This window comes from Brevibacillus sp. SIMBA_040 (assembly GCF_046535075.1).
Taxonomy (GTDB): Bacteria; Bacillota; Bacilli; order Brevibacillales; family Brevibacillaceae; genus Brevibacillus.
This window is the reverse complement of record NZ_JAWRXI010000018.1, coordinates 1-15,873: the sequence shown is the minus strand read 5'-3', so window position 1 is coordinate 15,873 and position 15,873 is coordinate 1. Positions and strand designations below refer to the sequence as shown.

The 15,873-nt window shown below is 46.6% G+C and carries 12 protein-coding genes, 1 tRNA gene, 1 rRNA gene and 1 other annotated feature; of the genes, 1 reads left to right on the top strand and 13 read right to left on the bottom strand.

What is annotated here, in order from left to right; all coding sequences use genetic code 11:
* The 12 genes from SB752_RS24665 to guaB form a co-directional block, all read right to left on the bottom strand.
* Positions 1-753, bottom strand: a complete 753-nt coding sequence (locus SB752_RS24665; protein WP_410718154.1) for a DUF3726 domain-containing protein — start codon at positions 751-753, stop codon at positions 1-3.
* Positions 744-1,754: a membrane dipeptidase gene (locus SB752_RS24660; RefSeq protein WP_410718153.1), complete on the bottom strand. Its 1,011-nt coding sequence runs from the start codon at positions 1,752-1,754 to the stop codon at positions 744-746. The genes SB752_RS24665 and SB752_RS24660 overlap by 10 nt, the downstream gene beginning before the upstream one ends.
* Complete coding sequence (locus tag SB752_RS24655) at positions 1,755-3,473, bottom strand: hypothetical protein (protein ID WP_410718152.1); 1,719 nt, start codon at positions 3,471-3,473, stop codon at positions 1,755-1,757.
* 511 nt (positions 3,474-3,984) lie between these two features.
* A complete protein-coding gene (locus SB752_RS24650; protein WP_410718151.1) occupies positions 3,985-4,515 on the bottom strand; it encodes a hypothetical protein in 531 nt (176 codons plus the stop codon).
* 190 nt (positions 4,516-4,705) lie between these two features.
* Positions 4,706-4,782, bottom strand: a tRNA-Arg gene (locus SB752_RS24645).
* Between the two features lie 101 nt (positions 4,783-4,883).
* Positions 4,884-6,173: an isocitrate lyase gene (gene aceA / locus SB752_RS24640; RefSeq protein ID WP_410718150.1), complete on the bottom strand. Its 1,290-nt coding sequence runs from the start codon at positions 6,171-6,173 to the stop codon at positions 4,884-4,886.
* A 27-nt stretch (positions 6,174-6,200) separates the two neighbouring features.
* Positions 6,201-7,808 carry a malate synthase A gene (gene aceB, locus SB752_RS24635; RefSeq protein ID WP_410718149.1) on the bottom strand — a complete coding sequence of 536 codons (1,608 nt, stop codon included), beginning with the start codon at positions 7,806-7,808 and terminating at the stop codon, positions 6,201-6,203.
* A 420-nt stretch (positions 7,809-8,228) separates the two neighbouring features.
* The gene (gene serS, locus SB752_RS24630; RefSeq protein ID WP_410718148.1) at positions 8,229-9,512 is read right to left on the bottom strand and encodes a serine--tRNA ligase; all 1,284 of its coding nucleotides are present in this window, start codon (positions 9,510-9,512) and stop codon (positions 8,229-8,231) included.
* Positions 9,513-9,565: 53 nt separating this feature from the next.
* Positions 9,566-9,790: a binding site (T-box leader), on the bottom strand.
* A gap of 136 nt (positions 9,791-9,926) precedes the next feature.
* Positions 9,927-10,502, bottom strand: a complete 576-nt coding sequence (gene pdxT, locus SB752_RS24625) for a pyridoxal 5'-phosphate synthase glutaminase subunit PdxT (protein WP_410718147.1) — start codon at positions 10,500-10,502, stop codon at positions 9,927-9,929.
* Between the two features lie 10 nt (positions 10,503-10,512).
* Positions 10,513-11,397 (bottom strand): pyridoxal 5'-phosphate synthase lyase subunit PdxS, encoded by an 885-nt coding sequence (gene pdxS / locus SB752_RS24620; protein WP_213025514.1) that lies wholly within the window; start codon positions 11,395-11,397, stop codon positions 10,513-10,515.
* Between the two features lie 108 nt (positions 11,398-11,505).
* Complete coding sequence (locus SB752_RS24615) at positions 11,506-12,813, bottom strand: D-alanyl-D-alanine carboxypeptidase family protein (protein ID WP_410718146.1); 1,308 nt, start codon at positions 12,811-12,813, stop codon at positions 11,506-11,508.
* A 189-nt stretch (positions 12,814-13,002) separates the two neighbouring features.
* Positions 13,003-14,463 (bottom strand): IMP dehydrogenase, encoded by a 1,461-nt coding sequence (guaB, locus tag SB752_RS24610; RefSeq protein ID WP_410718145.1) that lies wholly within the window; start codon positions 14,461-14,463, stop codon positions 13,003-13,005.
* A 166-nt stretch (positions 14,464-14,629) separates the two neighbouring features.
* On the opposite strand from guaB, the gene SB752_RS24605 reads away from it, so the two are divergent.
* Entirely contained in the window at positions 14,630-15,652 is a 1,023-nt protein-coding gene (locus SB752_RS24605; protein WP_410718144.1) for a YaaC family protein, read from the top strand.
* A 98-nt stretch (positions 15,653-15,750) separates the two neighbouring features.
* Here the strand turns inward: SB752_RS24605 and SB752_RS24600 are convergent.
* A 23S ribosomal RNA gene (locus SB752_RS24600) occupies positions 15,751-15,873 on the bottom strand; the annotation flags it as partial.

Here is a 15,873-nt window from a genome sequence, read left to right as displayed (position 1 = left end):
TTAATTTGCTCCTTCTCCAGCTCCACGCTGACGCGATTGTTCCGTCGCCTCTACCAGTACACGACTCGCCACGATGTCTAGCTCTGCCCATATGGCTGGGTCTATTTTTCTTCCTTGTCTATTCGATTCATCCCAAACAGCTTGAATTTGTTCAGGGCGGATTACCTCGATGCTTTCCTTTTCTTCAAGACACGCCAATTGAGCAGCATAAGCGAAGTGAGCCGCATCTGCGCAAATGACTAAAAAGCTGTCCGACTGCTTTGGCTTTTGTGGATGCTCAGAATTTCGTTTCACCACGTAGGGCTGATTTAAGTCAGGTAGCATCATCGCCCAGGTTTGACTATCCTTTTCTATCCAATGAATCGCACAGCAGAGTCCGCGTTTTCCTGCCTTCGCTACATTTTGAATCAGGGCATTGGAGCCCCGCGAATTTTGGACGTTAGCGATTCCGATTCCCATCTCGACTGCTTTCGTATACGCCAAATCCAGGGCTATTCTGCCACTCAGTAGGCTGCTTTGACCTTGACCATCAATCGAGACCAGGCGTTCATCCTGAGAAAGAATACGGATTTTCGACAAATCAGAAGCTTGCAGTACACTCAATTCTTCCGCGAGCTGTTTGATTCCATATAATCCGGTAAATTCACCCCACGCTGCTATCTCGGCGCTTTCCTCCGCGCAACCGATGGGTAGCCCGCAGCCCTCCAGCACTTTTTTACAATGGGCGTACAGCTCAAGATAACTTACACGCATAGCTCTAGCTCCTTTTCAGCTTTAAACCCTTCGGTGAAGAATCGCTGCCAGTTGCCGCCCATCACCGCTTCTACCTCTGATTTGGCAAATCCGCGTAATAGCAAGGCTTCAGCAATACCAGGAAAGTCTTTCGGACCTTGGAACCATGCAGGCCACTGTGGCCAAGATGGATTCGAAGCCGAGCCTGCGCCATAGTCGACTTTATGCGTCCATCTGCCCATCCGCATCCATTTGAGGAAGTCCTCTCCCCAATTCAATGTTAAGTCCGTGCCCAGCGCTACTTTTTCTGCCCCCATGAAGTCCACTGTTTTGGCAACCATATCGCAAAACTCGTCCAAAGAGGTTTGTGCGCCATTCATCAGATACGGATACAAACATAGACCCAAGACGCCACCATTATTGCGAAGAGCCGTAAGCACTTCTTTTGATTTATTTCGTTTCGAAGGATAAATCCAATCTGGATTGGCATGCGTAATGGAGACTGGTCTTCTCGAATGTTCAATCGTATCCAATGTCGTACGATCTCCTACATGAGATAAATCGATAATGGTCCCCACGCGATTCATCTCCTCGACCACGAGGCGGCCAAATCGGGACAGCCCTGTGTCATTGTTCTCATAGCAGCTGCTTCCGATCATATTTTGGTTGTTGTATGTGAGCTGCATGATTTTTACCCCGAGTGTGGAAAAAACTTCGACGAGCGATAGATCATCCTCTAGTGGGGATGTATTCTGTGTACCAAGAATGAGTCCGACTTTTCCCAAAGATCGAGCCTTGGTTATATCCTCCCCAGTTCGTACCAGCATCACCAAATCTGAATTCTCATCTATAAAGCGATACCATTGCCCGATTTTGCTGAGCGTTTCTCTCGCTGTTTCCCATAAGGCTACACACACATGGACACAGGTAACCTGGCCTTTATGCAGCTCCAAAAGTAGCTCCCGATTCCAATTACTTAGTGTTAGTCCGTCGATAATGACCATTTTCTCTCCCGCAGTCATCTATATATCCTCCCATCGCGGAATGGCCGGAAAAATCCAGTCATCTTTAAAATCTGTACCGATTTCCTCTAGTAAAGGCGCTCCCTGGAACAAAGTGACCCGAACCCAGCGATTGGATTGTGGATCAAATCGTTCTGCTCCGAAAAATGCTAGCTTGCAGCGAAGCAGATGTACAGGCAGTAGACCTTTGGCGAGCAGGTTGCCGTGAATTTCTCCGTATTCAAAGCCTTGCAGCGATTGCATTCTGCGAATGATCCATTTGTGCTCGGGATAGCTCAACATAAACTCGGCTACTGTTTGATCATCTGCTGCTTTTTCCAATACCTGGTACAGTGCTTGCACACGTTCTGCAATATTCACGGGCATCTCATGCTCTTCGCCTGCCTCTTCTCCGCGAACACCCATCCGTGGTTCTTCCTTTTCCGCAGAACGATACCAAAAATAACTCCGCTCATCCGGATCGGTAAAGTCAAAGGAAAGCGACCAGCGATACTGCTCCGCTGCAATCTGCTTTAATTCACCGAGGCTCATTTGTGGCTTCACATCATACCGCTCCACAATCGAGGTATTTTCCTCAAATTCCGTCGCGATTTCTGGATAAAGCTCGATGATGAGTGTATTTAACAACTCCTGTGTCTCCATTCCTGTTTTGACGCGGGCAATTTCACAAAGGGTTACCCATGGCTGGGCAGGCACTTGCAGCTGCATGGTTCCCGCTTCTGCATACTCTGCCACTAGCGTTTGCAACAGCTGCAATTCCTCTGCCAGCTCACTTGGCTGAGCAAAGGCTTGTACATGAGCAATCGGATATTCATGGAAGTACGCGATGCTGCGATCAAAAAGGCTGAGCAATTTTTTCGAGTCGGCTCTAGTGCTCTCCGCGTGCTTGGCTTTATAGAGAGCTTCTTCCTTCATCTTGATCCATGTATGAATTAGCTGTGGATGTGAGATCAGATAAGGCACCATGCCTAGTCCAGTTGCATTTCCTACTCCCAGATAGCGCTTGATTTCAGCATGAAGCTGCACCGCATTCGGATTTTTTGCCTGAGCAATATGGTCTACAAGCTCAAAGCTGAACTGGCGGATCATATAGACAGCAAACATTTGCGCTCGAAAGGCTCCGTAAAATGCATGGTCCTTGCTCATTCGTTCATATGGGGCAATTCCGAATTTCCCATTGCCATAAACCGCTGTTGTGCGGATCAAATACCCTGTTTGAGCCAAAATCTTGGGATCTGGCTGCTTTCCTTGTGTGAGCTCGCCAATCATGTATTCAAATAACCGGGTACTGCGATTCGCCCGTGACCAAACCAAATCCATGCTATCTCCACGGCCAGCTTCTTGCTTTGGCAGGTCACTGCGCAGTCGAGCCATTTTTTCTGGTGTTAACGGACCCTCACACAAAGCAAAGGTGATATCCCACTTCTCAGAAATAACACGATCGCTTCTCTCCAGATCATGCAAGTACTGAGAAAAGACAACGAAGTAAAATGTTTGTTTAGGTGTAGTGATCGTATAACGAGCCTCTCCGTATCCATTTTCGTCCAAGTCAAACTGGACACGCTCGATGCTCCATTTCTCTTTCATCAGCTTGCGCAGCATACTGCGACTAAAGCTTAGACTCGTAATACGGGAAGCCCCTAATCTTTCCGGAGACATGATGTCACCCGCAGAACGGATTTCTGCTGCGCTTCCCTGTGCCTCTTGAGCTACATTCATAGTTGCACCTCCAGTTGCGGTCGTAACCTTTATAATTTCGATTATCGGAATTTGAATCCGTTTTATTTTTTCTGGCTACATATTAACCGCTTACAAATGATTCGTCAACAATATTCAGAAAGTAAAAACGGTATGGATTTATGCTTACTCGTTTCGTTATTTTTATCCTATCCGAACGCAAAAAAGACTTAGCCTATTTGCTAAGTCTTTGAATTACAGTATGAAATCCACGAGTCTCACCCCAAGCTAGGAGTGATCAACGGTTCTTTTTTCTTTCCATCTGTACCAGATAAAATTGATCAGAAACGCTACAGCTATATGAATATAAACCACAACATTTTCATTCTGCTCATTATAAAGAAATTGGAAAAACAAGACACCGGTTAGACATATAGTGGCTAGAAAAACAACGACTATTCGAGCGATTGTCCATACAAAGATGAGTAGTGGCTTCATATACTTCAACCTTTTTGCTAGAGATATGTTTTCATGCAGTACGTTTTGTTTAATCTCATAGATCATTCATAAGACCTATGACTTTTTTTGCTAGCTCCTGATCAATTGGGAAGCTTGCTTTATACTTTTCCATCAACGGCTTAATGTCAGTGAAAAATTGTCGTCCCGCCTTTGCTTGCTGATCCATAATGTCGATCACTTCAGAGTTATTTACTGGTACATCATTCACCACAGTATCATACATCATTCCAATTGATTTTGACGCTGTACTTACCAACGTAGCAAATTGTTCATGTGCTGCACGAAAATCCTCATGCGGTACGGCTATCATTTGAAAATCAATGAATATCTTTTGTGACCGCTCGTTAAAGTCTGTCATCTTCGTAATTGCTTCTTCATCACTCACTTCATCTGCACGTTCAAGCATTTCATTGAACTCTAAACCTAACTGCATTTGCCTGTTGAGAATACCTGCGAGTTTATCCATGTAATCTTGTACCTTAACCACATCTTGCGAGCTTACGCAGCCCGTTATAGCCAAAGAGAGGATAATCACAAACAGCGATATACTTTTTTTAAGATTCACAATGTAATCCTCCTGATAATCAATTCGCAAGTCACAATTATTCAATATTTATATGATATAGGAAAGATTACCATTTTAACAGCCGTATACTTCTTCATGCACCCTTTGTACTTTTCAAAAGGTAACCGTTGGTCGTAACAGCATCTATAAAAACAAAAAAAGCCTTGATGCATCAAGGCTTTTTCAACGATGGCGTCCCCGAGAGGATTCGAACCTCCGACCTACAGTTTAGGAAACTGACGCTCTATCCTGCTGAGCTACGGGGACATTGTTTTCTATATCCTCCATTATAAAAACAATCCAGCCATTTGGCAAATGAAGGACTAGGGTACATTAGCCCCTAGTCCTCGTTTTTGATCGATTGATATTTAGTTATGTGCGAACTGTTCTTCTTCAGTTGAGCCAGTCAGTGCGGTCGTGGAGGATTTTCCACCTGAAATAACTTGTGCTACCTCGTCAAAATAACCGGTTCCTACCTCGCGCTGGTGGCGAGTAGCGGTGTAGCCATGTACCTCGCTACCAAATTCAGCTTGCTGCAATTCGGAGTAGGCAGCCATTCCGCGATCACGGTAGCCGCGGGCCAGCTCGAACATGCTGTAGTTGAGGGAATGGAAACCTGCGAGCGTAACAAATTGGAATTTGTAGCCCATTTCGCCCAGCTCCTCCTGGAAGCGAGCAATCGATTTTTCATCGAGCTTCTTCTTCCAGTTGAAGGATGGCGAGCAGTTGTAAGCCAACAGTTTACCTGGGAATTGCTCATGAATAGCCTCTGCAAACCGACGTGCTTCCTCCATGTTAGGCTCAGACGTTTCGCACCAGATCAGGTCTGCGTACGGTGCATATGCGAGACCGCGTGCGATCGCTGCATCCAGTCCACCCTTCAGGCGGAAGAAGCCTTCTGCTGTACGCTCCCCAGTGAGGAACGGTTTATCCTGCTCATCGATGTCGCTCGTGATCAGGAAAGCACCATTCGCATCGGTACGCGCCACGATGATTGTTGGAACTCCCATCACATCCGCAGCAAAACGAGCGGAGACCAGGTTGCGAACAGCTGCCTGGGTAGGAATCAGTACTTTTCCACCCATATGGCCGCATTTTTTCTCAGATGCCAGCTGATCTTCAAAGTGAACGCCTGCTGCGCCAGCTTCAATCATGCCTTTCATTAGCTCGAATACGTTCAGTGGTCCACCAAAGCCAGCTTCGGCGTCAGCCACGATAGGCGCGAACCAGTGCGTATCTGTACCACCCTCAGATTGGTCAATCTGATCTGCACGTTGAAAAGCTTGGTTAATACGTTTGACCACCTGTGGAACGCTGTTTGCTGGATAGAGGCTTTGATCGGGATACATTTGACCAGATAGGTTCGCATCCGCTGCGACTTGCCAGCCACTCAAATAAATGGCCTTTAAACCTGCTTTTACTTGCTGAATCGCCTGATTCCCGGTCAAAGCACCTAACGCTTTAATATGGTGCTCGGTATGCAACAGGTTCCACAAGCGCTCTGCACCCAGGCGAGCCAATGTATGTTCGATCTGAACCGATCCACGCAGACGTACAACATCCTCTGCGGTATAAGTACGGGTAATTCCTTTAAAGCGCTCGCCTTGCCAGATTTGTTCTAATTGTTGAATCGCTTCCTGCTTGTTTTGTTTAGTCATTTTCGTTTCCCCCATCCTATTTTTATTTTATAGATAGCGATAGCCCGGTACGGTCAAGAAATCCTCAAACTCATCTTCTGTAACCAGTTGCAAGAAAAGCTCTCCCGCTGCTTGGAGCTTGCTTGTTTCATACCGCTCCTGACCCATCGCTTGTTTCAACACCTGCAATTCCTCACTTAACCACTGCTTCACCAAGGCCTCGGTTATTTTGCGTCCATCCTGCAAAACACCATGGCGATGACGAATCCACTGCCACACCTGAGCACGGGAAATTTCTGCGGTAGCAGCATCCTCCATCAGGTTATGGATTGGAACAGCCCCCATCCCGCGCATCCATGCTTCGATATATTGCAAGCCTACGCTGATGTTGGTGCGTACGCCTTCTTCTGTAATGACACCTTCAGGCACTGCCAGCAAATCCTTGGCTTCTACCTGTACGTCTTCGCGTTTGTACCAGATTTGGTTAGGCTCGCGCATCAAACGATTGAATACTTCCATCGCGACAGGTACCAAGCCAGGGTGAGCTACCCAGGTGCCGTCATGTCCGTCATAGGCTTCACGTTCTTTGTCAGCACGTACTTTGGCGATAGCTTCCTCGTTTTTCACCGGGTCATTTTTGACAGGAATCTGGGCAGCCATCCCGCCGATGCATGGTGCTTGGCGTTTGTGACATGTCTTTACCGCCAGCGTTGTATATGCCCGCATGAACGGAACTGTCATCGTCACCTGTGCTCGATCAGGAGTGATGACATCAGTCAGATTCCGAAGCTTTTTGATGTAGCTGAAAATATAATCCCAGCGACCACAATTAAGTCCAGCACTATGCTCACGCAGCTCATACAAAATCTCATCCATTTCAAATGCAGCCAAAATGGTTTCGATTAGTACAGTTGCCCGAATCGTACCACGCGGGATATTTAATTCATCCTGTGCGAAAAGGAATACGTCATTCCATAGCCGTGCTTCCAGATGACTCTCCAGCTTTGGCAGATAAAAATACGGAGCTGTCTGGTTCGCGATGAGCGCCTGCACATTGTGATAAAAATAGAGACCAAAGTCTACCAGGCTTCCGGAAATCGGCTTCTGGTCGAGAAGAATGTGCTTTTCATCGAGATGCCAGCCGCGCGGACGAACAACAAGAACGGCTGTCTTGTCATTGAGCGCGTACTTTTTCCCTTCAGGGCTGGTAAAGGAAATATTGCGTCTTACCGCATCCTTCATATTGATCTGCCCCTGAATGGTGTTATCCCACGTAGGCGAGTTTGCATCCTCAAAGTCTGCCATGAAAAGGCGTGCACCTGAGTTCAGCGCATTGATTACCATTTTGCGATCACCAGAAGGACCAGTAATCTCTACACGTCTGTCTCGCAAGTCGATCGGTAGGGGAGCAACTGTCCAATCCCCATTGCGGATCTCTGCTGTTTCCTGTAAAAAATCTGGCAGCTGACCCGCATCAATTTGCAGCTGTCGTTCCTGACGCTTCGCGAGCAATTCCTGTCTCTTGTCACCGAATCTTTGCTCCAGCTTAATTATGAATTGAATCGCTTCCGGTGTAAGTATTTCACTGTATCCGGAGCGCATTTCGCCAGCGATGTGTATCTCCAGCGGATGTGAATTAGTTGGCATGGTAGTCAAAGCAGCTCATCCTCCCTGAGCACGGACGTATTATTATGGTACAGATGTTAAAACGATAATTTATTATAGTACAGCGGAGGCAAAAAAAATGGTCTTACTCTTGATACCCGCTGCCACTGCAATGGCTGCAGCTGACATGTCCATCCCCCAAGCAAGTATGGCAAGCCGACCCGTTGTCATCGTGACCAACGCCTCCACATCTTGGGCAATTTTGTTCGCCGTTTCCTTCACACCGGTAGCAGTCCATTTTCCATTCCCTCCATGTCTGTATTAAAACAATATTCTTAAGATTCGTTTTTATTATATAACAGCCATTGATACAGCGCAACACAATTTTAAAAAAATTCGCTCTGTATTAGAACACAAAAAAACAACCCTTGTTCCTTAAGAAGGAGCAAGAGCTGTCTATACATTCTTTGATTATTGTTTTCGAGCGATTCTTTCCACTCCACCCAGGTATGGACGAAGTACTTCTGGAATCACAATAGTTCCATCAGCTTCTTGGTAGTTCTCCAAAATAGCTGCCACTGTACGGCCAATCGCCAGGCCCGATCCGTTTAGCGTATGAACAAATTCCGGCTTCGATTTCGTATCACGACGGAAACGGATATTGGCACGACGCGCCTGGAAATCCTCGAAATTCGAGCACGACGAAATTTCCCGATACGTATTGTTGCTTGGAATCCAAACTTCCAGATCAAATTTCTTCGCAGCAGTGAACCCGAGGTCACCTGTACACATGCTTAGTACACGGTACGGCAAACCGAGGAGTTGAAGCACCTTCTCTGCGTTTTTCACCAGTTTATCCAGCTCATCATACGATTCTTCTGGTTTCACAAATTTCACCAGCTCAACCTTGTTGAATTGGTGCTGACGGATTAACCCACGAGTGTCACGGCCTGCAGACCCCGCTTCCGAACGGAAACACGCACTGTATGCAGCATAGTAGCGTGGCAAATCTGCTGCATCCATAATTTCGTCACGATGCATATTCGTAACAGGAACCTCTGCCGTTGGAATCAGGAAATAGTCTGGTCCTTCCAGTTTAAAAGCATCCTCTTCGAATTTTGGCAGTTGGCCCGTACCTGTCATGCTCGTACGGTTCACGATATACGGAGGGATAACTTCCTCGTAGCCATGTTCGTTCGCATGCAAATCCATCATGAAGTTCATGAGTGCACGCTCAAGACGCGCGCCCATTCCTTTATAAAATACAAAGCGGCTTCCAGTTACTTTCGAAGCTGCTTCAAAATCGAGAATTCCCGCCTGGCTAGCCAAATCCCAGTGGGGCTTTGTCTCGAAATCAAAGTTACGAGGCTCTCCCCACGTCCAGGCTACCACGTTATCGTCTTCCGATGTACCGACTGGTGTGCTCTCATGCGGGAGGTTAGGCAGGCTCAGCAAAATGTATTCCTGCTGCTCATCCAGTTGGCGAAGCTCCTCGTCGAGAGCCTTGATTCGCTCGTTAACCTCTTTCATTTCAGCGATCAGGTGGTCTGCGTTTTCTTTGTTGCGCTTCATCACTGCTACCTGTTCAGATACAGTGTTGCGTTTATTTTTCAGAGCATCTGCTTCCTGAATAACCTGACGTCTTTTTTCATCTACTTCTGCAAATTGATCCAGTGCAGAAATATCTTCGTTGCGGTGCTCTAAACGACGTCTTACTTCCTCCAGATCTTGGCGTAACACTTTTACGTCCAACATAGGTAAATCCCTCCGAATCTCTAGTAATAACAACAAAAAACACCCGTCCCCTGGTAAGGGACGAGTGTTGTATACCCGCGTTGCCACCCTCGTTGATACATGCACATCAAATCTTTGTGCATCTATCCACTCTTCCGCCATAACGGGACGGGACCGGACAAAGTTATCTCCTTTGTCACTCCGAGATGGATTCCTCCGCACACCGGATCGGTTTGCACCTACCACCGACTCTCTAGGCCAGGCTCTTGCGAAGTACTTGTTCTCATCAGCGTATTGTCTACCTATATGATTACTTCTATTGTTAACTGTACTACAGGTTCTATACTTGTGTAAAGGGCAGCTACCCATAATCTTCCTAAAGGAAAAAATCGACATCTCATCGATGCCGATCCTCTCCTTGCTGCTTCCTTATTGTTAACTTCGGTACTCCTTCACCATATCGAGGAAAAACTTATGAAGTCTCGTATCTTCCGTCAATTCAGGGTGAAAGGCTGCCGCAAGATAATGACCGTTTCTCGCTACTACGATCTTGTCTTCATACTTTGCCAAAACCTGACCACTTTCTCCTACCTCCATAATATACGGGGCACGGATGAAAACGGCAGGATAATCAGCTGCAACTCCCGCAATCGGCATGTGGGCTTCAAAGCTTTCTTTTTGGCGTCCAAAAGCATTCCGTTCGACTTTTATATCCATCAGCCCAAGGTGGTAATCGTCTTGACCATTGATCCGGTTCGCCAGAAGAATAGCTCCTGCACATGTTCCGAAGATCGGCTTTTTCTCTTCGCCAAATTGACGAATGGCTTCCATGAAACCGTACTTGTGCATTAGCTTACTAATCGTAGTGCTTTCACCGCCTGGGATTACCAAGCCGTCCAGGTCATCTAATTCTTCTACTTTTTTAACGGAAACCGCTACAGCTCCTGCCTCTTCCAGCATTCGCAGGTGTTCTGCTACAGCTCCTTGCAGAGCGAGGACACCGATTTTCATGTGGTTCACCTTACCAGCCGCGCTCTTGCATGCGATCTGCTTCGCGGATTTTGGAGATTTCGAGACCTGGCATTGCCGTACCCAAGCCTTTGGATACACGTGCAATCAGTTCGTAATCGGTATAGTGAGTAGTAGCTTCAACGATTGCCCGAGCAAATTTCTCTGGATTTTCCGATTTGAAAATACCGGAGCCTACAAACACGCCATCCGAACCCAGCTGCATCATCAGGGCAGCATCCGCAGGTGTTGCCACACCGCCAGCTGCGAAGTTAACTACGGGCAGCTTGCCTGTTTTATGAACTTCTTCCAGAAGCTCGTAAGGAGCACCCAGATTTTTTGCTTCTGCCATCAACTCATCGTAGGACATTGCCTGTACCTTACGGATTTGGCTCATCATGGTGCGCATATGACGAACTGCCTCTACAATGTTGCCTGTACCTGGCTCTCCTTTTGTACGGATCATGGATGCACCTTCGCCGATACGGCGCAGTGCCTCTCCCAGATCACGGGCGCCACATACAAACGGTACAGTGAACTCTTTTTTATTGATATGGTACAAATCGTCTGCTGGGGTTAAAACTTCGCTCTCATCGAGGTAGTCCACACCAAGAGACTCCAGAACACGCGCTTCTACAAAGTGACCAATACGAGCTTTTGCCATAACAGGGATGGAAACTGCTTTTAATACGTCTTCCACAATACCCAGATCAGCCATACGCGCTACTCCACCTGCTGCACGAATGTCAGAAGGGACACGCTCAAGTGCCATTACTGCAACAGCACCTGCCGCTTCAGCAATTTTCGCTTGCTCTGCATTCACGACGTCCATAATGACGCCGCCTTTTTGCATTTCAGCCATACCTTTTTTTACGCGAGACGTTCCTACTTGTACCATGAGATTTCCCCCTACCTCGTTGAAGTCGGAACCGGAACTGTTATGTGGTGTTATGGTTCCTTGTTACCGACATTGTAAACCAAAGAGAAGGGGGAAAACAACAGTTATTTATTTTCCTGTTCCACTACTGAACAGATTGCTGAAAAATTGGATGATGCTGCGGAAGAACAAACGAATCCAGCTGGCCTCTTCAACTTCCTGACTTGCTACTACATCTACTCCAGCTTTAGCCGCGTCCTCAGGCTGCAGGAATTCTGCATCCTTCCCGCCTTCTTCCTTGAGCACGAGTTTACCGATGACTTGTCCTTGCTTGATTGGCGCACTCAAGTCTTGGAAGGTCACGCTTGGCGTAAACTTTACGTCGCTGCCGATTTTTGTCAGCATGTTTACTTCACTGCCTGTAACGGCTGGAACGCTCAGCTCCACACCATTTTTTACAGCAGCTGTTTCAAATCCCTTGATTGGTGCATTTTTGTCCATTTGCTTTGTCATTTTGAAATTGCTGAAACCATAATCGAACAATTTTCTCGTCTCAGAAAAACGTTGAGTATCGCTTTCGGTATTCATGACTACACTGATCAGGCGCATATTGCCACGAACTGCTGTACCGGTAAAGCAATAGCCTGCTGCTTTCGTATAACCTGTTTTCAATCCATCTACGCCCTCGTAGTAGCTGATCAAACCTGGCAGCATCCAGTTGTAGCTTTTCTTGCTCCACTCTTTTGGAGTACCTGTGCGGAATGTAAAGCTTGGTTTTTTGGAGACTTCCAATGCTTCCGGAAAGTCGCGGATCAGAGCTCGTGCCAGAATAGCAGAATCGCGCGCAGACATGAGGTTTTCTAATTGATCGGTCTTAACAGAGTATGGTCCTAGCTCATTAGCTGGCAAACCTGTGGACGTGACAAACGAGGTGTTTTTCATTCCGAAGTCTGCTGCCTTTTTGTTCATCATCTGAACAAAGTTGGCTTCGCTTCCTGCTACCTTTTCTGCAAGAAGCACCGTAGCATCATTGGCTGAAACGACTGCCATAGCTTCGTACAATTGTTTAACTGTAAACGATTCCCCTTTATTCAGGTAGACCCCGGATGCATCCGAAATCTTTGCAATGTAGAATGCATAATCACTTACCGCTACGACATCATCCCAGCTAATTTTCTTTTGTTTGACGGCTTCCTGCACCAGATATTCAGACATCATCTTACTCATGCTGGCAGGAGGTAGTGCTACGTCAGGGTTATTGCTATAAATCACCTTACCAGTAGATGCCTCCACAAGAATGGCAGATTTCGCTACAAGCTGCAAATTGGCTGCAGGTGCGGTTTCTGCATTGGCTACAGTGCCTCCCATTGCTGTCGTAAACACAGCGACAGAAAGGAACAGACCTGTCAATCTCTGTGTCCATGTCTTTCGTTTCATGTATTCTCTCACTCTCCCATTTCTGTCGAATTTGTCTTAGTGAAACGTGCACACCGCTTTAAGTTTACCATAGGTAGCAGGCCCTCTTGAAGCTTGTTTCCTCCCATTTCCATGTGTAAAACCCTAGTAAAAAACCCCTTTCTACTTAATTGAAAGGGGTTTTTTGGGACTATATGACTAATCGCTTTTTTAGGAAATGGAGTAGTTTGGAGATTCCTTGGTAATTTGTACATCATGTGGATGACTTTCACGCAAGCCTGCCCCTGTAATGCGAACGAACTGAGAGTTGTTAATCAGATCCTCAATCGTTTTTGCTCCGCAATATCCCATGCCAGCACGCAAGCCACCGATCAGCTGGTACGTAACATCTGCCAATGGGCCTTTGTACGGTACCCGGCCCTCAATTCCTTCTGGAACCAGCTTTTGCTCGTTTTCCTGAAAATAACGGTCTTTGCTTCCTGCTTTCATTGCACCAATGGAGCCCATGCCACGATAAACTTTAAAACGTCGGCCCTGGAAGATTTCAAACTCGCCCGGGCTCTCTTCGGTTCCCGCGAACAAGCTACCGATCATGATGGCAGAAGCGCCTGCGCCTACAGCTTTTGGCAAATCCCCTGAGTATTTAATGCCGCCATCGGCAATAATTGGAATATTGTACTCGCGAGCTACTTGTGCACAATCGTGGATAGCCGTAATTTGTGGAACTCCAATCCCTGCCACAACACGTGTCGTACAAATTGACCCTGGGCCAATTCCTACTTTTACTACAGATGCCCCTGCTTCGATTAAATCACGGGTAGCTTGTCCGGTTGCAACGTTTCCAGCTACGATCGTCAGCGTCGGATACAGCCTTCTAATTTCTTTTACAGTATCAAGAACACCTTTGGAGTGGCCATGTGCAGTATCAATGACAAGCACATCAACGCCTGCCTGTACAAGTGCTGCTGCACGGTCATACGTATCGGCAGAGACACCTATAGCTGCACCACACAATAGACGTCCCTGTGGGTCTTTAGCCGCATTTGGATACTGAATCGCTTTTTCAATGTCCTTGATGGTAATGAGTCCGCGCAAAATGTTTTGCTCGTCTACCAGAGGAAGCTTTTCGATTTTATGCTTCTGCAGAATGGCTTCTGCCTGATGGAGTGTCGTACCGACAGGAGCAGTCACCAAATTTTCTTTGGTCATTACTTCTTTGATTGGGGTAGAAAAGTCGTGTACAAAGCGAAGATCACGGTTAGTAAGAATCCCGATCAAATGCTTTTCCTCGTCTACGATTGGAACACCAGAGATTCGGTATTTCCCCATGAGAGCATCTGCGTCTTCTACTGTATGGTCTTGTGACAGCGAAAATGGATTTGTGATGACACCGCTCTCTGAACGTTTTACACGGTCTACTTCGCCTGCTTGCTGCTCAATGGTCATGTTTTTATGGACTATTCCAATACCACCCTGACGAGCCATAGCAATCGCAAGTGCAGATTCCGTCACTGTGTCCATACCCGCACTAATCAGTGGAATATTTAGGACAACCGTCTCGCTTAATTTCGTTCTAAGGTCAACATCCCTAGGCAAAACCTCAGATCTTGCTGGAATGAGCAACACGTCATCAAACGTCAAACCCTCTTTTATAAATTTGTCTTCCCGCACAGTAGCAAGCTCCTCTCGGCAAATAGTTTAAGACAGTTTAACAAACGGCATAATTTACTGTCAAGGAATGCGTAAAATGTTCGGTTATGAAGTGAATTTTACAGATAAGTCAAAAAAATAGCAGATGATAATAGATAGAAAACGAAAATTGATAAAGGTGGTTGCTATGGATAAGGCTTGGACATCACTTCGTTTTTTGGAGACAGAGCCAACAGCTCGCAAATATTTGGCCGCCTGCTATCACGGCATGGGATTGGAGCATTCTGATCGACTGGCCTTTCAACAAAGCTCCCGGTTTCTTTATTTGTGGAAGCAGGCACGACAATTTTATCAAACAGCAACGGATGCCGATCTTTCCATCCAGCCGTTGCTGCTGTTTTATGGTTGTTCACACCTATTAAAAGGAATGCTTTTAACCCGTGACCCCACCTATCCGCAAAATAGCCGCGTCTTGCAGCATGGTGTAACGACGAGAAAGCTAAAACGCAGTGCCTACTTATTAACTGAAGATGAGATTCGCCCACAAAAGGAAGGCCTTTTTGCCCATCTCTCTCAAGTCTTCTCTCTTAGTCCACTCCAGGAACGTTATTTTGCCCATGACTTATTTGCCTCCATACCGGGTGTAAGTCATGCTTATGCTTTAACGACTAGTAAGGAGCAGTTTTGGGTTCGCATGGAGATGACCAGGCTGGCTCCTCCGAGAGAACTAGAGGCGATGCATAACGGAACTTGGATAACTGTTTGTTTTCCAGAAGGAAAAGACGGCCCCTTATCCTATTCGACAGAAACCTTCATGCAATATATCCGTCGACTTACTCCTCCTGCCTGTAAGTTAGATCATGTGCGATGGAGGGAAGGAACCATCAAGGAAATGTTACTTCCCCAGTTTGCCCTTTCTCAATTGGAACAACACCCTCTATTTCGGGTTCAGGAACAAACACTCTTTTTTTGGAATGGTCCTTCGACCTCTCCTCCTCTACCCGAGTGGGCTAGCCACTTTCTGCTCCTGTACCTTCTAAGTATGCTATGTCGCTATGAAACAGAATGGTGGGGAGAATTGACTCTCTCTCATGGCTTTGCCGAACGTTTTTTGGTTGAGCTTTTTCTTGAGCATCATGCTTCTACATTTCCCACGGTTATTATGAAACAGATCCAGCAAAATAACCGTTTGATCTTACCTACTCAATAATGAAATGGACATAAACAACAAAAAAACCTTCTAGCCTCTACTGGCTGGAAGGTTTACTTTCGTTCCTTCAAAACTGGATCTGCATGATTGCTAAGAGTGTGGATAAGTCCTCGACCGATTAGTATTCGTCAGCTCCACGTGTTGCCACGCTTCCACACCGAACCTATCAACCTCATCGTCTATGAGGGGTCTTACCAGCTTGCGCTGTGGGAAGTCTCATC